This is a genomic window from Paraburkholderia bryophila, assembly GCF_013409255.1.
Classification (GTDB): domain Bacteria; phylum Pseudomonadota; class Gammaproteobacteria; order Burkholderiales; family Burkholderiaceae; genus Paraburkholderia.
Genome location: NZ_JACCAS010000002.1, coordinates 1,020,023 through 1,037,458 on the forward strand (window position 1 = coordinate 1,020,023; position 17,436 = coordinate 1,037,458).

A 17,436-nucleotide genomic window follows, 5' to 3' on the forward strand; every position below is an offset into this window, starting at 1 on the left:
ACCGCGTCAGAACGTGCCGATGCCGTCGCGCATGCGCACGGCGGAGAGTGTCGAGTGGGGAGAATCGGCGCCCTTCTGGGGAGCGCCTGATTGAGATGCTTCGAGCCGCGTCGCGCGTCAGCGCGCGGGCGCCGGATCGAGTTCGGCGGTCAGTGCCTGGACCCAGTCGTCGGGAATGATCGGCTGGTGATACGTGCATTCGCCCGATACCACGGTCGAACCGTGCAGACGTCCGTCGGGAATCAGAACCATGTCGCCGCGATTCATCTTCAGTTGCATGCCGACGTTGCCCCAGAACAGCATCTCGCCTTCTTCGATCGTGACGAGACGGTGATCGTTATGCACGTGAGTCGTCGAGCACATTTCGTGCGGTTCGACGAAAGTCTCGCGATCGATGTCCGGGCATTCGGCGTCGATGCGCGTGCTGATTTGGCGCGCGAAGCCGCAATAGCGCTCGATCGCGGAGAGCCAGCGCAGTTGTTCGCCGAGGTCCCAACGGCCGCGGTCGGCGAGCTTCTCGCCGGCGTCGAGACCTTGCAAGGCCTGCGCATAAGCGAGCGGGCCTTGCTGCTCGGCAATGTGCGCGAACGCGCGTTCCGCGCGCGACACGAGTTCGGCTTTCAGCGCGCCGGCATCGGCCGGGCGCTTGCCGGCCGGCTGCAGATGCACGCACGCGCGTTCGAGCGCGAGACCGAAGGCGAGCCATTCCGCCTGCGCAGCGAACGCCGCGCCGACGAACCCGAAGGCGCTGCCCGGACGGCGGCCCAGCGCGCTCAGCAGGTTGCATTTGGCGGTGCTGGTCGGCAGATAGAACTGCCAGTAAGCGTGCTGTTGGCGCGTCACGCCGCACGCGCCGGACACGCGTTCGAGCAGGCCTTCTTCCGGGAAGCCGCCGCTCAGGACCGGATGCGCGTCGTGCGGCAGCGTGTCGAAGAAGCCGCGTGCCTGCGCCAGCGCGAGCGCGCGGCGTTTGGTCGGTGCGAGCGCCCAGCGCTGGACCATGATGAAGCGCAGCCCCTCTTCCAGGTAGTCGTTGCGCATCAGCCGCGCGAAGGTCGCGTCCCAGAACGCGAGTTCAGCGTCGACGAGGGTGCGCAGTTGTGCGCCGGCCGCCGCCAGATCGCGCGACGGATCGGCCTCGCTGCCCAGGTATGAGAAGGCGTAATTTTCGAGAAACGGCGCGATTTCGGCGCCAAGGGTACGCACGTCGTCGCGATAGAAATCGGCGAAACGCTGCCAGTCGGCGGCCTCGGTGCTGTGAGGCGCGCGCAGCACGTCGAGCTCGTAAATCGACAGTAGCGTGCGATTGGCTGCGAGCGACGGCAGACGGCTCACGTTATCCGCGCGCACCGGCTTCATGAACTTGAGGAACTCGAAGTCCTCGGGACGCAGCGGGCGGCGATGGAAATCGCCGTCCAGCACCAGTTCGTCGACGCTCGCGCTGCGGAACGCATGCGCTTGCGCGAACTGCCTGATCAGCGAGACGTACTGCTCGCTGCGGCCGACAAACGGCGTGAAGTCGAATAGCGGTGGCAAGGCTTGCGTCATGATCGAAAAATCCTGTCTGTTGCGGGAACCGGGTTTGAAAGAACGCCACCGGCGAGCGGCATTTCATGATTCACCAAAGCGTCCACGGCCTACCCTCGAGTGGCGCGCGCGATTGCATCCGCGCCGTCGAGAGCGCGCTCACCACGGCCTCGATCACCGAGCCGGCGACCTCGTTGAGATAGAAATGACCGCCCTGAAACAGGCGGCGTTCGAACTTCGCCCGGGTGACGTCGGCCCAGGCGTCAAGCGCGCCGGGCGCCTGCGAAACCGCATCGTCGACGCCGCCGAACGCGGTGACGCGGCAATCGAGCGGCGCACGGCGCGGATCGGCCCGGTACGTGCCGCAGAGATCGAAGTCCGTGCGCAATGTGGGCAGCGCGAGTTCGATGAAGTCGCGATCGTCGAGCAGTTCGGCCGGCGTGCCGCCGAGTCGGCGCAACTCGTCGATCATCGCCTCGTCCGAACAGGTGCGCCACTGCGTGTTGAATTCGCGCCGCGACGGCGCCGTGCAAGCCGAGACGCCGAGCCAGACGGGCGAGCGCCCAGTCGTTTCGCGTAGCGCATGCGCGAGTTCGTAGCCGGCCAGCGCGCCCATGCTATGACCGAAAATCGCGATGTCTCCGGATGCAGCGGTATCCGGCAACGCCTGGACGAGCGCGTCGACAAGCTCGGACCAGGAACCGGCCGCGGGCGTGGAACGGCGCTGGCCGTGCCCCGGCGGATCGAGCGGACACAGGTCGATCCATGACGGCATCTGCTTCGACCAGCCGCTATACATCGCGCGACTGCCGCCGGCATAAGGCAGGCAGACCAACGTAATCGGTGCGTCCATCGCGCGTCAGGCCTGAGCGGCCCCGCTGACGGTGTCCGCGTCCATGGCCTTGCGCAGGCTCAGCGGACGCATGTCGGTCCACACCTGATCGATCCACGCGAGACACTCTTCCTTCTTGCCCTGCTTGCCGGCCAGACGCCAGCCCGCAGGCACCTCCCTGTAGTCCGGCCAGATCGAGTACTGCTCTTCGTGATTCACTACTACGTGGAAATTCGTGTTCTCGTCGCCCCAACTCATGAATGCGCTCCGCTACGGTAATTTGATCTGCAATACGAATGAAGGAGTGAAGTCCATCTGGGATGCCCTCCCATGAATGGCTTCGATTAGCGAATGTCCGTTGTCGCGAATGACAATCATTCCCATTTGGACTCGAAGGTTAGAAGGCGAAAGGAAAGGTGTCAACCATCAAATCCGACGAAATGCGCGATGCATGTTTCCAACGTGCCGTTTCCGCCGATCAATCAATGACTTGCTACGAAATAGCATTGCCAATATTTATTTTTCTACGCGAAACCGTAGCACTACGGACAAGATGGGTTTGCTGGAGGGCGTCACGAAATTCGATTAGGATCACGCGCGCACTCATCGAGCATTGCTTAGAAATTCATCGCGTATAGCGTGCTGTAAATTCTCCCGGCGAGGTACCCTCGCGAAGCGACAACGGCTGGCAAACGGCGCCTGGCAACTGGCGACCGGCGACTAACCCAAGCCGCTCACGCGTTGCGCATTCGTCTTCGGATCCATTGCACGGCCCAGGACTTTCACCGGTACGCGTGCGCGCTCGACACGTACCGACCTCCTGCCGATTCCGACACGGGCCGACGCAGGCTGACACCTCACAGCCTTGCTTTGCCTTTCGCAAAACACGATGTGCGCTCGCGCCAGCGGAGCACCTGATTACTATTTGGTTAAATAACGAGAATTTTTGCTCACTGTCAAGGTGATGCAACGTGACTCTCTTTTCTATCCGGCTGCCGTAATCCGCGGCTATCCATTGCCGAAAGCATCCTATAAAGCGTCGTCCGGATTAAACTATATTAATAATACAACGAGGCCTTTAAACCACACCAAAAACACGAAAACATAACGGTTTAAATATTGTTGCACCCGCAACTTGTTATTTTTCTTTCCAAGTATTTCCGGTACGTTTGACGCAACGCACCAAGGTCTACAACCCAGGCCTGCAATGCTTTCTACAAAGTAGACCTGCCACGGAAAATACTTATTGACTCGATGAGAATCCGCCGCGCCCCGGCCTGAATTCGGAATTACTTCACACCAGCTGCCTTCCATCTGGCAGTGGGCGGGCGAAGCTATGCCCGGATTTTAGTGAAACGAAAATTAATCGATTTAAATCATCACACTATTTATCCAAAAAATCGCCCTATTCATCACGCCACGACTTACTCGCCATTGATATGACCTGATTCCCGCATCTACTCCGATCATTTAATCGGAGTATTCACCGACTCGAGGAGTTGTCATGAACGTCAGATCGCTGGATGCAGCAAAGAAACGTCCCATTGCCATGGTCACGGGAGGCGCGGGTTTTCTCGGCAGCCACGTGTGCGACCGGCTGATTGCCGAGGGTGCGCATGTCGTCTGCGTGGACAACCTGATGAGCGGACGGCGCGCGAACATTGCGAATCTGCGCGCGTTGCCGCAGTTCTCGTTCATCGAGGCCGACGTGTCGATGCCCTTGCCGCAAATCGATGTCGACGAAATCTGGAATCTCGCCTGCCCGGCCTCGCCGCCCTGCTATCAACGCGATCCCGTGCATACGCTGCTGACCAACGTGCTCGGCATGAAGAACTGCCTCGACCTCGCGCTCAACGCCGGTGCCCGCGTGTTCCAGGCGTCGACCAGCGAGGTGTACGGCGATCCCGAAGTGCATCCGCAGGTCGAGAGCTATCGCGGCCAGGTGAATTCCACCGGCCCGCGAGCCTGCTACGACGAAGGCAAGCGCGCCGCCGAAACGCTCTGCTACGACTACCAGCGCAGCCACGGCGTCGACGTGCGCGTCGCGCGAATCTTCAACACGTATGGCCCGCGCATGGATCCGGCCGACGGCCGCGTCGTGTCGAACTTCATCGTGCAGGCGCTGCACGGCGCCCCGCTCGAACTGTACGGCGGCGGTACCCAGACCCGCTCGTTCTGCTACGTCGACGATCTGATCGAAGGCTTCTTCCGCCTGATGCGCGCACCGCAAGCGGCGAGCGGTCCGGTCAACCTCGGCAATCCTGGCGAGTTCACCATGCGTGAGTTGGCCGAATGCGTGATCGACATGACCGGCTCGCCGTCGTCGATCGTCACGCGGCCGCTGCCGGTCGACGATCCGAAGCAACGCCGTCCGGACATCGGCATGGCCGCCGCGTTGTACGACTGGCAGCCGGCCATTCCGTTGAAGGAAGGGCTCGCCTGCACGATCGCGTACTTCACCAACGAACTCTGGCTGGCGCCGTTCGCCGAGGAGATGGCCGCATGAAAGTCCTCGTCACGGGCGGCGCCGGTTTTATCGGCAGCCATACCTGCAAAGCGCTGGCGCAAGCCGGCCACACGCCAATCGTCTTCGACAACCTGTCCACCGGTCACGCGGACGCCGTGCGTTGGGGACCGCTGCATACCGGCGACATTCTCGACCCCGTGTCGCTCGACGCCGCGTTCATCACCTATCGGCCGGAGCTCGTGCTGCATTTCGCGGCGCTAGCTTATGTAGGTGACTCGGTCGTCGATCCGGCGCGTTATTACCGCGTCAATGTGGCCGGCACGTTGTCGCTGCTCGACGCCATGCGCCGGCATGGCGTGAGCCGGATCGTACTGTCGTCGAGTTGCGCGACCTACGGCATTCCGGCCACGCTGCCGATTTCCGAAGCGAGTCCGCAACAGCCGGTCAATCCGTATGGCTTCACGAAGCTCGCAACGGAACGGTTGGCCGCGGACTACGAGCGCGCGTACGGCATGCGCTGGATCGCGCTGCGCTACTTCAACGCGGCGGGCGCGGATCCGGACGGCGAACTCGGCGAGCGGCACGCGCCCGAGACTCATGCGATTCCGCTGGCGATCGGCGCCGCACTCGGCAGCGCGCCGCCCTTCCGCGTAATGGGCACCGATTACCCGACGCCGGACGGTTCGGCCGTGCGCGACTACGTGCACGTCACCGATCTCGCCGATGCGCATTTGCGCGCCGTCGATCATCTCGGCCGCGGCGGCCCGAGCGGCGCGTTCAATCTCGCCACCGGCCGCGGCACCTCGGTACTCGAACTGATCGACGCGGTGGCCGCCGTCACCGGACGCACGGTGCCGGTGATTCACGCGGCGCGCCGTGCCGGCGATCCACCCGAGCTGTATGCGAACGCCGCGTTGGCCGAAAAAGTATTGGGCTGGCGGCCGCGCTTCGTCGAAATTGCGCCGATGGTCGCGACCGCCGCGCAGTGGTTCATGACGCACACGGAGCAGGCGGAAAAGACAGGACAGACCGAACCCGCGCAGCAAACCGCGCACGACAGCCTCGACCCGGCGGGCGCCGGGCCGGCTCGTCTCGCGCAATCGTTGGACCAACGAACGGAGGTATGAAATGACCGTACGCATTGCCATTGTGGGGACCGGTTATGTCGGTCTCGTCACCGGTGCCTGCCTGGCCGAGCTCGGTCACGACGTGATCTGTATCGACACCGACGCGCGCAAGATCGACGGCCTGAACAACGGCGTGATTCCGATCTACGAGCCCGGCCTCGACGCACTCGTGAGCCGCAACGTCGAACAGGGCCGTCTGCATTTCAGTCTCGATCTGCCCGCCAGCGTGAGCGAACGCGAAGCGGTCTTCATCGCGGTCGGCACGCCGTCGCATCCGGGCACCGACCGCGCCGATCTGCGCTTCGTGATGGGCGTCGCACAGGAAATCGCGGCAAGCGTCGACCGCTTCACCGTGATCGTCACCAAATCGACCGTGCCGGTGGGCACCAACCGGCAAGTCAAGCAGGTCGCCGAACGTCATCTGCGGCTCGGCCAGACGATTGCGGTCGCCTCGAATCCCGAGTTCCTGCGCGAGGGCTCGGCCATTGAAGACTTCCTGCATCCCGACCGTATCGTGTTCGGCACCGAGAACGAGGCCGCGGCCGCCGTCATGCGCCGCATCTATGCGCCGCTCGCACAACTGGGCTATGAGGTGCTGGCCACCGAAATCGAAACCGCCGAGGTCATCAAGTACGCCGCGAACGCGTTCCTCGCGGTGAAGATCAGCTACATCAACGAGATCGCCGACCTGTGCGAGGTGGTCGGCGCCGACGTCGAACGGGTCGCCGCCGGCATCGGTCTCGATCGGCGGATCGGCGCGGCCTTTCTGAAAGCGGGGCCGGGTTGGGGTGGCTCGTGTTTTCCGAAAGACACGCGCGCGCTGAAGGCGACGGCGTCGGAATATGTCGTGCCGATGCGCATCGTCGACGCGGCGATCGAAGCCAACACGCAGCGCAAGGACGCGGTCGTCGCCAAGATCGAACAGGCCTGCGGCGGCTCGGTGGCGGGCAAGCGGCTCGCGGTGTTCGGCCTGACCTTCAAAGGCGAAACCGACGACGTGCGCGAAAGCCCGAGCATCGACGTGATCCGCGCGCTGGCTGAGCGCGGCGCGAAAATCCGCGCGTACGATCCGTCGCAACCCGCCGAGGCCGCGCGTCTACTGCCGATGATCGGCATCGCCAGCACGCCGATCGGCGCGATCCGCAGCGCCGACGCGGTGGTGATCCTGACGGACTGGCGGCACTTCGTCGAATGCGATCTCGGCGAGCTGGCCGCGCACATGTCGGACCCGGTCATGATCGACCTGCGCAATCTCTACGAGGAGTCCTGGGTACGGCGCAACGGCTTCCGGCATTACGTGCGGGTCGGGCGCAAATCGGCCAGCGTCGCGCAGCGTCAACTGTCGGTGCAGATGGTGCATCGGCAGATCGGCTGGACTCCGTCGCAAAGCGATCTGCTGATGCTGGCCACCACGCCGGCCATGGCGATGAACGCCGCTGTGCCGGACGACAAGGAGGCAACCGTCGCTATCGCTAGCGCCGCCGCCGTGTCGATGACGGCCGGCGAGGCGACATGAGCGACACACCCGTCGCGCCGGGGTCGCCGGCGCAATTAGGCTGGCGCGGCGCCGAGCCGCACACCGGCGCCGACGCGCACAGTGGAGCCGGGCCGGCGGCCCGGTTCCACGCGGGCGAACCGTTTCTGGTGCCGCTGCTGACGCGCCGGCAGCGCGTCCAGTTCGCGGCGTTGTGCGTCTGCTGGGCCTTCGCGCTGATCGCGTTCTGGGTCTGGTGGTTGCAGCCGGAACACAACATCGACCCGGTCCGCTACGGGGTCAATTGCGCGGTGCTGTTCTGGACCACGGTCATTCCCGGCTACTTCATGCTGATCTTCGCGCGAGCCCGCGTGTCGAATCCGGCGTGGCCGGTGCCGGCCGGTTTGCGCGTGGCGATGGTCGTGACCAAGGCGCCGTCCGAGCCGTTCGCGGTCGTCGAGACGACGCTACTCGCGATGCTCGGCCAGCCCTATCCGCACGACACCTGGCTCGCCGACGAAGATCCCGATGTGGCCACCATCGACTGGTGCATGCGCCACGGCGTGCTGCTGTCGACACGCAAGGGCGTCGACGGTTATCACAACGCGTCATGGCCCAGACGCACGCGATGCAAGGAAGGCAACCTCGCCTACTTCTACGATCACTACGGCTACGAGCGCTACGACCTGGTCGCGCAACTCGACGCCGATCACGTGCCCGAACCCGGCTACCTCGAAGCGATTCTGCGGCCCTTCGCCGATCCGCGCGTGGGCTACGTGTCCGCGCCGAGCATCTGCGACAGCAACGCCGCCGGCAGTTGGTCCGCGCGCGGCCGGCTGCATGCCGAAGGTGCGCTGCATGGTTCGTTACAGGCCGGGCACAACGGCGGCCTCGCGCCCTTGTGCATCGGCTCGCACTACGCGGTGCGCACCGTTGCGTTGCGTGCCATCGGCGGTCTCGGGCCCGAACTCGCCGAAGATCACTCGACCACACTGATGATGAACGCGCATGGTTGGCGCGGCGTGCATGCGCTGGGCGCGATTGCGCACGGCGAAGGTCCGCGCACGTTCGCCGACATGGCCACCCAGGAATATCAGTGGTCGAAGAGTCTGGCGGTGATTCTGCTGCGCTATACGCGCCGCTATTTCAAGGTGCTGCCGTTGCGGTTGAAGGCGCAGTTCCTGTTCGCGCAGTTCTGGTATCCGCTGTTTTCGCTGACCATGGCCGCGACCGTCGCGATGCCCGTGATCGCGCTGGTCACGCGCCGCGTGTGGAGCGACGTCGCGTATCTGTCCTACTTCGGCTACGCGAGCGCCGTCACGATCAGCATTCTGCTGGTGATGGCGTGGGTGCGCCGCACCGGCAGTTTCCGGCCGTTCGACGCGAAAGTGACCTCGTGGGAAGGCATGGCGTTCCTGTTCGCGCGCTGGCCGTGGTCGCTGCTCGGCATCGGCTCGGCGCTCGCCGACTGTCTGCGTGGACGGGAATTCGCCTTTCGCGTGACGCCCAAAGGCGTGCCCGTCGACGAGCGGCCGCCGTTGCGCGTGGTGCTGCCTTATCTGGCGATCTCGCTGGTCTGCAGCCTGCCGCTCGTCATGATCGACGACGCCGGCAATGCGCGCGGCTTCTACGTAATATCGAGCGTCAATGCACTGGTCTATCTGACGGTCGCCGTGCTGATCGTCGTGGCACATGCTCATGAACAAGGGCAACGCCTGTCCCTGCTCCGCCTGACCGCCGGCGACGGCCCCGCCGTGCGCCGCGTGGCCTTCGCGGCCGCTGTGATGGTGCTCGGCATGGGCATGACAGAACGCTTGCCGGAAGGCGCGAACGCACTACTCGGGCATGACGTCTCGGCGCGACCGCAGGCGGTGCCGGAAGTGGTGGTAGCGCAGCCGCAATTGCTCGGCGTCTACGACCCGGAACACGCGTTCCCGGCGAAGAACAATGCGATCGACATCGAACATATCTTCGTCTCGTGGGACGACCCGGGCGCGCCGACGCTGATCCAGAACGCCTACGAGTATGCGAACCGTCTCGACCGTCAATTGCTGGTGTCGATCGAACCGTGGCCGGCCCGCTCCCGCAACAGTCACACGCTGCTGCGCGACATCCGCGTAGGCGGTTACGACGCCGAGATCGATTCGGTGTGCGGCACGCTGCGCTCGCTGAACGCGCCGGTGTTCGTGCGCTGGGGCCAGGAGATGGAGACGTCGACCGGACGCTATCCGTGGGCGGTGGACGATCCGCAGGGTTACGTCGAGGCATACCGGCATTTTGTCGCCCGTTGCCGCGACAACACACGACTGATGCGCTTCGTCTGGTCGCCACGCGGCGACACGACGCTCAACGCCTATTTCCCCGGCAAGGAATTTACGGACTATGTGGGCCTGTCGCTGTTCGATTGTTCGTCCTGCGGTATGCCGGGCGCCAATCAGCCGCTGGCCCGGATGCTCGAAGAAAAGTATCTGCGCGTAACGCAGTACGGCTTGCCGGTGATCGTGGCGGAAATGGGCGTGGACGGCGGCCCCGAGCGCCAACGCAGCGAACTGATCGATCTGCAACATGCCATGACGACCATGCCGATGCTCAAGGCGGTGTTGTATTTCAATGCCGTCGATGCGCCCGGTGCGTGGCCGATGACCTTGCATCGTCCTGACTGGCGCGTGGCGCCGGGGGCATTGGAGTCGATTGGCGGGACAGGGTGACAGCGGGGTGACCGCAGATTAACAGCAGGCCGACGGAGCGCGCACGAACGGCGCTCCGTCGACTTTGACGATCCGCGCTTGACGGGCGGATTTTTTACGACGACAATCTTTACACTGTAAAGATTTGGTGATTTCCAGCTTGTAGCGAAGTCACCGCCTTACCCCCTCGCTCGACGCCACCTCCCGCGCCACCGCGCGATCCGCGCGTCATTCTGGAGATCACCATGACTTTTCTTCTGACGTTTGCCCCGTTCCTCGCCTTTGCGGTAATCGAACGCCTCGCCGGTGCGCAGGCGGGACTGGCCGCCGGTGCGATCGTTGCCGCCGCGCTGCTGATCCGCGATTTCGTGAGCCCGGTGCGTCGTATCAAACTGCTCGAAGTCGGCACGTTCCTGCTGTTTGGCGCCCTGACGCTCTACGCGCTGACCAGCGACGTGCAATGGTCCATCGCCGCCGTGCGCTTGCGCGTCGACGGAGGACTCATGTTGATCGTTCTCGCCTCGATCGCGTTGCGCCGGCCATTTACGTTGCAATACGCACGCGAAACCGTGGCGCGCGAACTGTGGAACAGCCCTGAATTCATCCACGTCAACTATGTGATCAGCGCGGCATGGGCGGCGGCGTTCGGCGCGCTCGTGCTGGCCGATATCGCCATGGCTTATGCGACGGCGTTGCCGCATTCGGTGGGAATCGTCGCGACGGTTGCTGCCCTCGTTGGTGCGTTCAAGTTCACCGCGTGGTATCCCACTCAACACGCGGCAAAACGGGCGTGATGTTTGGCGGCACTTAATCGCTTGCCGAATCGTTTGCCGAATCGCGTGCCAGCCAGTTTCCATGAAACCCGTTCGGCACGCGGTGCGGAATCTCCACCGTCGCCAGCGGTCCCGCCGCGACGTTCAACGCATCGAACACCAGCAGATCGCTGCGCGCTTGCGCTCCACGGAACACGATTGCCAGGATCCATCCATCGCCTTCCCGGGCATCGGTTGTGGCATCGGGCATGCGCGGCACGAAGACCGGCTCCGATGTCGCGTCGCCCTCCGGCAGTTCGAACACGTCGCGCGATTGCGGGTTGGCGTGATCGATATGAGCGATTCGCGTGAAGAGGCCGCTCTCGTCGTCCGAATGCGCGGCCAGCCATCCGTGACGATACGGCGCGCCGGCAAAGCGTTCGTCGATACGCGGAAATTCGCCGCTGATATCGGCAATGAGCTTGCTGGCGAACACGCGTGCGTGGCTGCGCAAATCCAGTGTCCAGCGACACAGGCGCGCATGGCCGGCGTCTTCGACCGGGCGGCCGTCGGGCCAGGGGAAATTCGGCGGAGCGTCGAATTGCATCACGTCCATGTAGAGGCAATCGTCCTGCTCCCACGCGTTCATCACGTGAAAGACGAAGCACGCCGGCCCTTTCCACCACTCGACCTCGCCGCTGCCGTCGCGCCGCATGACACCCACGAACGCGCCGAACTGCGGCTCCCATGCGTAGGCCGGACCGCCCGCCCGCAACCTTGGCAAGCTCGCCGTCAACGGCGTCACGGGAAACAGCAGATGCCGCGCGGTCATCGCGAAGTCATGCACCATGCTCGCGTAGGGCGCGTCGAAGCGCCGCAGATGCGTGACGTTGCCACGCGCGTCGAGGCTGCCCGCGGTGATGCCCGCGCCCAATCCATTTGGACCGCCATAGCCGAAGAACAGCAGTTCACCCGTTACAGGATCGAGCTTGGGATGCGCGGTAAACGCGCCATGCAACGCGCCGCCGAAATCGATCTGACCGAGCGTATCCAGCGTGCGCGCATGCAGTTCGACCGGCAAGTGCGCTTCCTCCAGCGCAAGCAGACGCTTGCCATGCATCAATACGTTAGTGTTGGCGCTGCCGTCGTCGTACGGCAGCGAGTCGTTAGCGGAGTCACCGAACGCGTTGCCCCGCGCGACGCCGCGCTCGCGCTCGGCGAGCCAGCGTTGCGTGCGGACCCAGCGGTTCCGGTAGGTCACGCCCGCCTCCGCGAACTCGAAGCGGTGCACCATGCCGTGCCCCGCGAACCAGTGCTGCGCCGGATCGGGATAAAGCGGATTGGGACCGTTGCGCACCAGCACACCCGCGAGCCCGGACGGCAACGCGCCACGCACGCGCAAGGGCCCACAGTCCGCTTCGAAGTCGATTGGCGGCAAGTTGGCTTGAAATGCCTCTGCGTTCATGTGCTCGCTCATACGGCCACCTCATATTTTTCCAGTGGAAAGATTTTGACTTTCACGGCCCTTTTGGTCAACATGTCTTTTCAAGATCAGAAAACCAGAGAGTTCAATCCGCCGCTATGAAAGATGGGTCGTCAACAGGCCGCAAAGCCGCCGCATCGTCGAAAACAAAGAAACCGATTGCCGCGGCAACGCAGGACAAGCCCTATCATCACGGGTCGCTCCCGCAAGCGCTGCTGGCCGCTGCCGAGGCCGTGTTACGGCGGGACGGCATACGCGGTCTCACATTGCGTGCGATCGCTCGCGAGGCAGGCGTGTCGCACACGGCGCCACAGCATCATTTCGGCGACACCGCGGGCGTGTTGAGCGAATTGGCCGCGAGTGGTCATCGGCGCCTGGCCGCGAGCATGGCGGCCAAGGCGGAGGGCGAAGCGCCGGGGCGGCCGCGGAACAAAGCCGTCGCGCGCGGCTACGTGAGCTTCGCGGTGGACAATCCCGATCTGCTTCATCTGATGTCGCGAAACGAAATGCTCGATCACACGCGAGCGTCGCTGATCGAAGCACGGCAGCTTTCCGCACGCGCACTCACCGGCGTGCTCGATAACCCGCCGAAGGAAACGCCGGGCGAGACCGCCGCGTTCGGCCGCCCGGACGCCGCGCAAGCTATCGCGATGACGGCCGCCTGGGCGTATGTACACGGTCTCGCGTTGCTATTGATCGACGGCCGACTGAAGGCGCTGGCCGCATCGGCCGACGGCATTCGGAGCGCGGAAGAACTCGTCGATGCGGTCATCGACCAGTTTCAGATCGTTCAATTTGCCGGCGCGCAGAAAGATGCGCCCGCAACCAGCACCGGCAGCGGCAAAAAATCCAAAGCGGAAACGCCGCAGTGAGCGGCGAACGCCAGCGCAGCATCGGCCATGTGCATGCACGGCCCACACCGACCGCCCCATGAAACGCTTTGAATTACTGGCCAACACCATGGCCGACGAAATCCGCTCGGGCAGCCGGCCGGTCGGCTCGCGCATGCCATCCGTGCGGCAACTCACCACGCAGCACGGCGTCAGCCAGTCGACCGTGTTTCGTGCGTATTACCAGTTGGAAGAGTGGGGGCTGATTCGCGCCCGTGAGCGTTCGGGCTACTACGTCGCGCCAGGCGCGGCGCTCAAGCAGGAAGCGGCGCCCCGAGCGCCGCTCGCGGTGGAGTCGGCCAAGGTCGAAATCAGCGACCTCGTTTTTTCCGTGCTCGAAGCCGCGAGGCATATCGACGTGGTGCCGCTCGGTTCGGCCTTCCCGTCTCCGCAACTATTTCCGCTGCAGCGGCTTGCCAAGTCGCTTGGACATTCGAGCCGCCTGATCAGTCCTTGGAGTACGGTGGTCGATCTGCCGCCCGGCAATGAAGCGCTGCGCCGTCAGATTTCGCTGCGCTATCTGGGCATGGGCATTGCCCAACCCATGGACGAACTGGTCGTCACCAACGGCGCGCTGGAAGCGCTCAATCTGTGCCTGATGGCTGTCACGCGTCCCGGCGATGTTGTCGCTATCGAATCGCCGGGGTTCTACGCGGCCCTGCAAGCCATCGAACGGCTCGATCTGCGCGCGGTGGAGATTCCCGTCGACCCGGAATCCGGCGTCGATTTACAGGCGTTGCAGGAGGCTTTCGAGCGGCATCCGATCAAGGCATGCTGGTTCATGACCAGCTTTCAGAATCCGACCGGCGCAGGCATGCCGCAAGATCGGAAGCAAGCGCTGGTCGACCTGCTGGCCGAGCACGACGTGCCGCTGATCGAAGATGACGTGTACGGCGAGCTGCATCACGCGGCGACCCACCCTCTGCCGGCGAAGGCCTTCGACACGAAGGGCCTGGTGATGCACTGCAGTTCCTTTTCGAAGACGCTCGCGCCGGGCTACCGCATTGGTTGGGTAGCCGCCGGGCGATTCGCGCAGAAGGTGCAGCGGCTGAAGTTGATGACCACGCTATCGGCCAGCATTCCCGCTCAGGCGGCGATTGCGGATTACCTTCAGCATGGCGGATACGACAAGCATCTGCGCAAACTGCGCGGTGCGTTCCGCACTCAGTTGGCCGCGATGGATGCCGCGCTGCGCCGCTACCTGCCCGACGGCACGCATTGGACCTTGCCGTCCGGCGGCTATTTCTTGTGGCTTCAGTTGCCACCGCAGGTCGATGCGATGCAACTGCACCGTCTCGCGATAGAAAGCGGTATCGGCATTGCGCCCGGGCCCATATTCTCCGCGCGACACGAATTCAGGCACCACGTGCGGCTGAATTTCGGACATCCGTGGAGTGACGGTATGGAAAGCGCGGTCAAAACGCTGGGCTCGCTGATTGGGCAGGCGAGTTCATAAACCACGCCCTCAATGCGCGACGTTGATCGCCAGCTTCACCAAACCGAACAACGTCGCCCCGAAACCGGCAGCGAGCGCAACGGCGACCACCGGCAACAGCGGCAGCTTGACGTCCGCAATGTCGGCCTGATGCGAGGCACTACGGCGAATGCCGAAAAAACTCCACAGCACGATTCGCGTCATCTTCAACAGATTCATGGCATCACCTTCTCAACGCAGGATAGTTCGCAGGATTGTTTTATCTCACGGGTAAGTCTGAGCCGGCCGGGCCGTGAAAAACAGCAGCAGTTGACGACAATTCCAGCGCAGCAGTCCACTCTCCCGCGCCCCGACAATCCTTCAGACGTGGCGACATCCGCAATCTGCTAGCGTGTTTTACGCGGCATCTGCTCCTGTTCAGCGAGCACCGTTGCCTCTATCGTTCGTTCGATCATTGCGCCATCCAACGAAAACGACGCTCAGCAAGCCTGCGCCCTGTGCGGCAGTCGACGCCCCGGACCATGTACCAATACACCCCGTTTGACCAATCATTCGTGCGCAGCCGCGCCGCGCAGTTTCGCAATCAACTCGAACGCTGGCAGGCCGGCAAGCTGAGCGAAGACGATTTTCGTCCGCTGCGCCTGCAGAACGGCTGGTATGTGCAGCGACATGCGCCGATGCTGCGCGTCGCCGTGCCGTATGGAGAACTGTCGAGTGCGCAACTGCGTATGCTCGCCCGGATCGCACGCGACTACGACGCGCCCGAGGCCGAGGTCTATCGCGTCGCCAGCGAAGCACAGCGCAAGCTCGGCACCGCTCGCCTGCCGACGCACTACGCGCATTTCACGACCCGCACCAACGTCCAGTTCAACTGGATTCCACTCGCCAAAGCCGCCGACGTGATGGACCTGCTGGCGAGCGTCGACATGCACGGCATCCAGACCAGCGGCAATTGCATCCGCAACATTTCCTGCGACGAACGCGCGGGCGTCGCGCCTGACGAGATCGCCGATCCGCGCCCGTTCGCCGAAATCATGCGGCAATGGACCACGCTTCATCCCGAGTTCGCGTTTCTGCCGCGCAAGTTCAAGATCGCGATCACCGGCGCGAGCGACGACCGCGCCGCGACCGATTGGCATGACGTCGGGCTTCGTCTGCTGCGCAACGAAACTGGCGAATTGGGATTTCGCGTCACCGTGGGCGGCGGCATGGGCCGCACGCCGATGATCGGCACGGTGCTGCGGGCGTTTCTGCCATGGCGGCAGATCATGAATTACATCGAGGCGGTGGTGCGCGTCTACAACCAGTACGGACGTCGCGACAACAAATACAAGGCGCGCATCAAGATCCTGGTGAAGGCGGAAGGTCAGCGCTATATCGACGATGTCGACGAAGAATTCCGCCAGATCGTCGAGCACGACGGCGGTCCGCACACCATTCCGCAGGCCGAACTGGATCGCGTCAGCGCGTGTTTCGTGCCGCCGCATGGACCTGGCGCGGAGACCGCCGTCGACCTCGAAGCAACCGCGACGCGGCAGGCCGCGGCCATCGCGACGCCGCAGTTCGGGCGCTGGCTCGAACGCAATGTCGCGGCGCATAAGCACCCTTCCTTGCGCATCGTGACGCTGTCGTTCAAACGTCTGCTGCAGGCGCCCGGCGATGCATCGGCGGATCAACTCGACCGGCTCGCCGATCTGGTGGACCGTTTCTCCGCAGGCGAAGCGCGCGTTACTCATACGCAGAACGTCGTGCTGCCGTGGGTCCACGTCAACGACCTGTTGCCGCTCTGGCAAGCCGCCCACGACGTGGGACTCGCCAGCGCCAACGTGAATCTGCTCACGGACATGATCGCCTGCCCCGGCGGCGATTTCTGCGCGCTCGCCAATGCCCGCTCCATTCCAGTCGCGCAAGCCATTACCGAGCGCTATCAGGATCTCGACGAACTCAACGACATCGGCGAAACCGATCTGCACATTAGCGGTTGCATCAATTCATGCGGCCACCACCATAGCGGACATATCGGCATTCTCGGCGTCGATAAAGACGGCAAGGAGTGGTATCAGGTCACGTTAGGCGGCTCGGACGGCATGCACGCCAGCGGTCGGGCCCAACCGGGCAAGGTGATCGGCCCATCGTTCTCTGCGCTTGAAGTGCCCGACGTGATCGACGCGCTGCTCTCCGCGTACCTCGACCTGCGAGCGACGCGCGACGACAAGCACGAGTCGTTCATCGACACGGTGCGCCGCGCGGGGATCGAACCGTTCAGAGCGGCGGCGGATCGCGTCCGCTCGCACGCGGAGAACGCAGCATGAACGACACCACGCGGATCAGGTTGCTGACGGTGCCGGAACACACGTCGGAGCTGGCACGGCACGTCGTTACGTTAGCGAACGACGAAGACCCTCACGACCGGAAGAGCGAAATCGCCGCAGCGGCACGCGTCGAATTGCATTTCCCCAATTTCACCGACGGACGTGCTTATAGCCAGGCGTATCTGCTGCGCCGCCGGCTCGGCTTCAAGGGCGATTTGCGCGCCACCGGCGACGTGCTCGTCGACCAGTTGATCCAGATGGAACGCACCGGGTTTTCCAGCGCGGTTCTGAAAGAGGGCATCGATCCCAGCGAGGCGCGGCATCAGCTCGATCGCTTCCCGGCGTTCTATCAGGGCGACGTGATTCAGGACGCGCCGTTCCGGCGAACCTGAGCGGCCTGCGCGAATCAGACCATGTTGCGACATCCTGAAGCCTCACCCGACGCGCTTT

The 17,436-nt window shown here is 63.8% G+C and carries 14 protein-coding genes; 9 read left to right on the forward strand and 5 right to left on the reverse strand.

Translation table 11 applies throughout. The features are described from left to right. Window positions 1-117 precede the first annotated feature (117 nt). The 3 genes from GGD40_RS25770 to GGD40_RS25780 all read right to left on the reverse strand — a co-directional run bounded on the left by GGD40_RS25770 (window position 118) and on the right by GGD40_RS25780 (window position 2,617). Window positions 118-1,548, reverse strand: coding sequence for a peptide synthetase (locus GGD40_RS25770; protein WP_179745547.1), 1,431 nt, complete (start codon window positions 1,546-1,548; stop codon window positions 118-120). 70 nt (window positions 1,549-1,618) lie between these two features. Beyond that, window positions 1,619-2,380 (reverse strand): thioesterase II family protein, encoded by a 762-nt coding sequence (locus tag GGD40_RS25775; RefSeq protein WP_179745548.1) that lies wholly within the window; start codon window positions 2,378-2,380, stop codon window positions 1,619-1,621. A 6-nt stretch (window positions 2,381-2,386) separates the two neighbouring features. After that, window positions 2,387-2,617: an MbtH family protein gene (locus tag GGD40_RS25780; RefSeq protein WP_179745549.1), complete on the reverse strand. Its 231-nt coding sequence runs from the start codon at window positions 2,615-2,617 to the stop codon at window positions 2,387-2,389. 1,246 nt (window positions 2,618-3,863) lie between these two features. Between GGD40_RS25780 and GGD40_RS25785 the strand changes: the two genes are divergently transcribed. The 5 genes from GGD40_RS25785 to GGD40_RS25805 all read left to right on the forward strand — a co-directional run bounded on the left by GGD40_RS25785 (window position 3,864) and on the right by GGD40_RS25805 (window position 10,908). Continuing rightward, on the forward strand, window positions 3,864-4,865 hold the full coding sequence (locus GGD40_RS25785) for a UDP-glucuronic acid decarboxylase family protein (RefSeq protein ID WP_179745550.1): 1,002 nt from the start codon (window positions 3,864-3,866) through the stop codon (window positions 4,863-4,865). Continuing rightward, a complete protein-coding gene (galE, locus tag GGD40_RS25790) occupies window positions 4,862-5,953 on the forward strand; it encodes a UDP-glucose 4-epimerase GalE (RefSeq protein ID WP_179745551.1) in 1,092 nt (363 codons plus the stop codon). The genes GGD40_RS25785 and galE overlap by 4 nt, the downstream gene beginning before the upstream one ends. A gap of 1 nt (window position 5,954) precedes the next feature. Continuing rightward, the gene (locus tag GGD40_RS25795; protein ID WP_179745552.1) at window positions 5,955-7,469 is read left to right on the forward strand and encodes a UDP-glucose dehydrogenase family protein; all 1,515 of its coding nucleotides are present in this window, start codon (window positions 5,955-5,957) and stop codon (window positions 7,467-7,469) included. Next, the gene (locus tag GGD40_RS25800; RefSeq protein WP_179745553.1) at window positions 7,466-10,135 is read left to right on the forward strand and encodes a glycosyltransferase family 2 protein; all 2,670 of its coding nucleotides are present in this window, start codon (window positions 7,466-7,468) and stop codon (window positions 10,133-10,135) included. Before GGD40_RS25795 ends, GGD40_RS25800 begins: the two co-directional genes overlap by 4 nt. Window positions 10,136-10,359: 224 nt before the next feature. After that, window positions 10,360-10,908 carry a hypothetical protein gene (locus GGD40_RS25805; RefSeq protein ID WP_179745554.1) on the forward strand — a complete coding sequence of 183 codons (549 nt, stop codon included), beginning with the start codon at window positions 10,360-10,362 and terminating at the stop codon, window positions 10,906-10,908. A 13-nt stretch (window positions 10,909-10,921) separates the two neighbouring features. On the opposite strand, the gene GGD40_RS25810 is transcribed toward GGD40_RS25805, so the two are convergent. Then, window positions 10,922-12,331: a carotenoid oxygenase family protein gene (locus GGD40_RS25810; protein ID WP_257030579.1), complete on the reverse strand. Its 1,410-nt coding sequence runs from the start codon at window positions 12,329-12,331 to the stop codon at window positions 10,922-10,924. 116 nt (window positions 12,332-12,447) lie between these two features. Here GGD40_RS25810 and GGD40_RS25815 point away from each other — a divergent pair, with 116 nt between their 5' ends. Further along, the gene (locus GGD40_RS25815) at window positions 12,448-13,221 is read left to right on the forward strand and encodes a TetR/AcrR family transcriptional regulator (protein ID WP_179745556.1); all 774 of its coding nucleotides are present in this window, start codon (window positions 12,448-12,450) and stop codon (window positions 13,219-13,221) included. Between the two features lie 58 nt (window positions 13,222-13,279). Beyond that, window positions 13,280-14,695, forward strand: coding sequence for an aminotransferase-like domain-containing protein (locus tag GGD40_RS25820; RefSeq protein ID WP_179745557.1), 1,416 nt, complete (start codon window positions 13,280-13,282; stop codon window positions 14,693-14,695). Between the two features lie 9 nt (window positions 14,696-14,704). Here the strand turns inward: GGD40_RS25820 and GGD40_RS25825 are convergent, their stop codons facing one another. Continuing rightward, window positions 14,705-14,893, reverse strand: coding sequence for a DUF2970 domain-containing protein (locus GGD40_RS25825; protein WP_035559580.1), 189 nt, complete (start codon window positions 14,891-14,893; stop codon window positions 14,705-14,707). A gap of 302 nt (window positions 14,894-15,195) precedes the next feature. Between GGD40_RS25825 and GGD40_RS25830 the strand changes: the two genes are divergently transcribed. Together GGD40_RS25830 and GGD40_RS25835 are read left to right on the forward strand one after the other, a co-directional pair. Further along, a complete protein-coding gene (locus GGD40_RS25830) occupies window positions 15,196-16,986 on the forward strand; it encodes a nitrite/sulfite reductase (protein WP_179745558.1) in 1,791 nt (596 codons plus the stop codon). Continuing rightward, a complete protein-coding gene (locus GGD40_RS25835) occupies window positions 16,983-17,378 on the forward strand; it encodes a DUF934 domain-containing protein (RefSeq protein WP_179745559.1) in 396 nt (131 codons plus the stop codon). Before GGD40_RS25830 ends, GGD40_RS25835 begins: the two co-directional genes overlap by 4 nt. The last annotated feature ends 58 nt before the right edge of the window (window positions 17,379-17,436 follow it).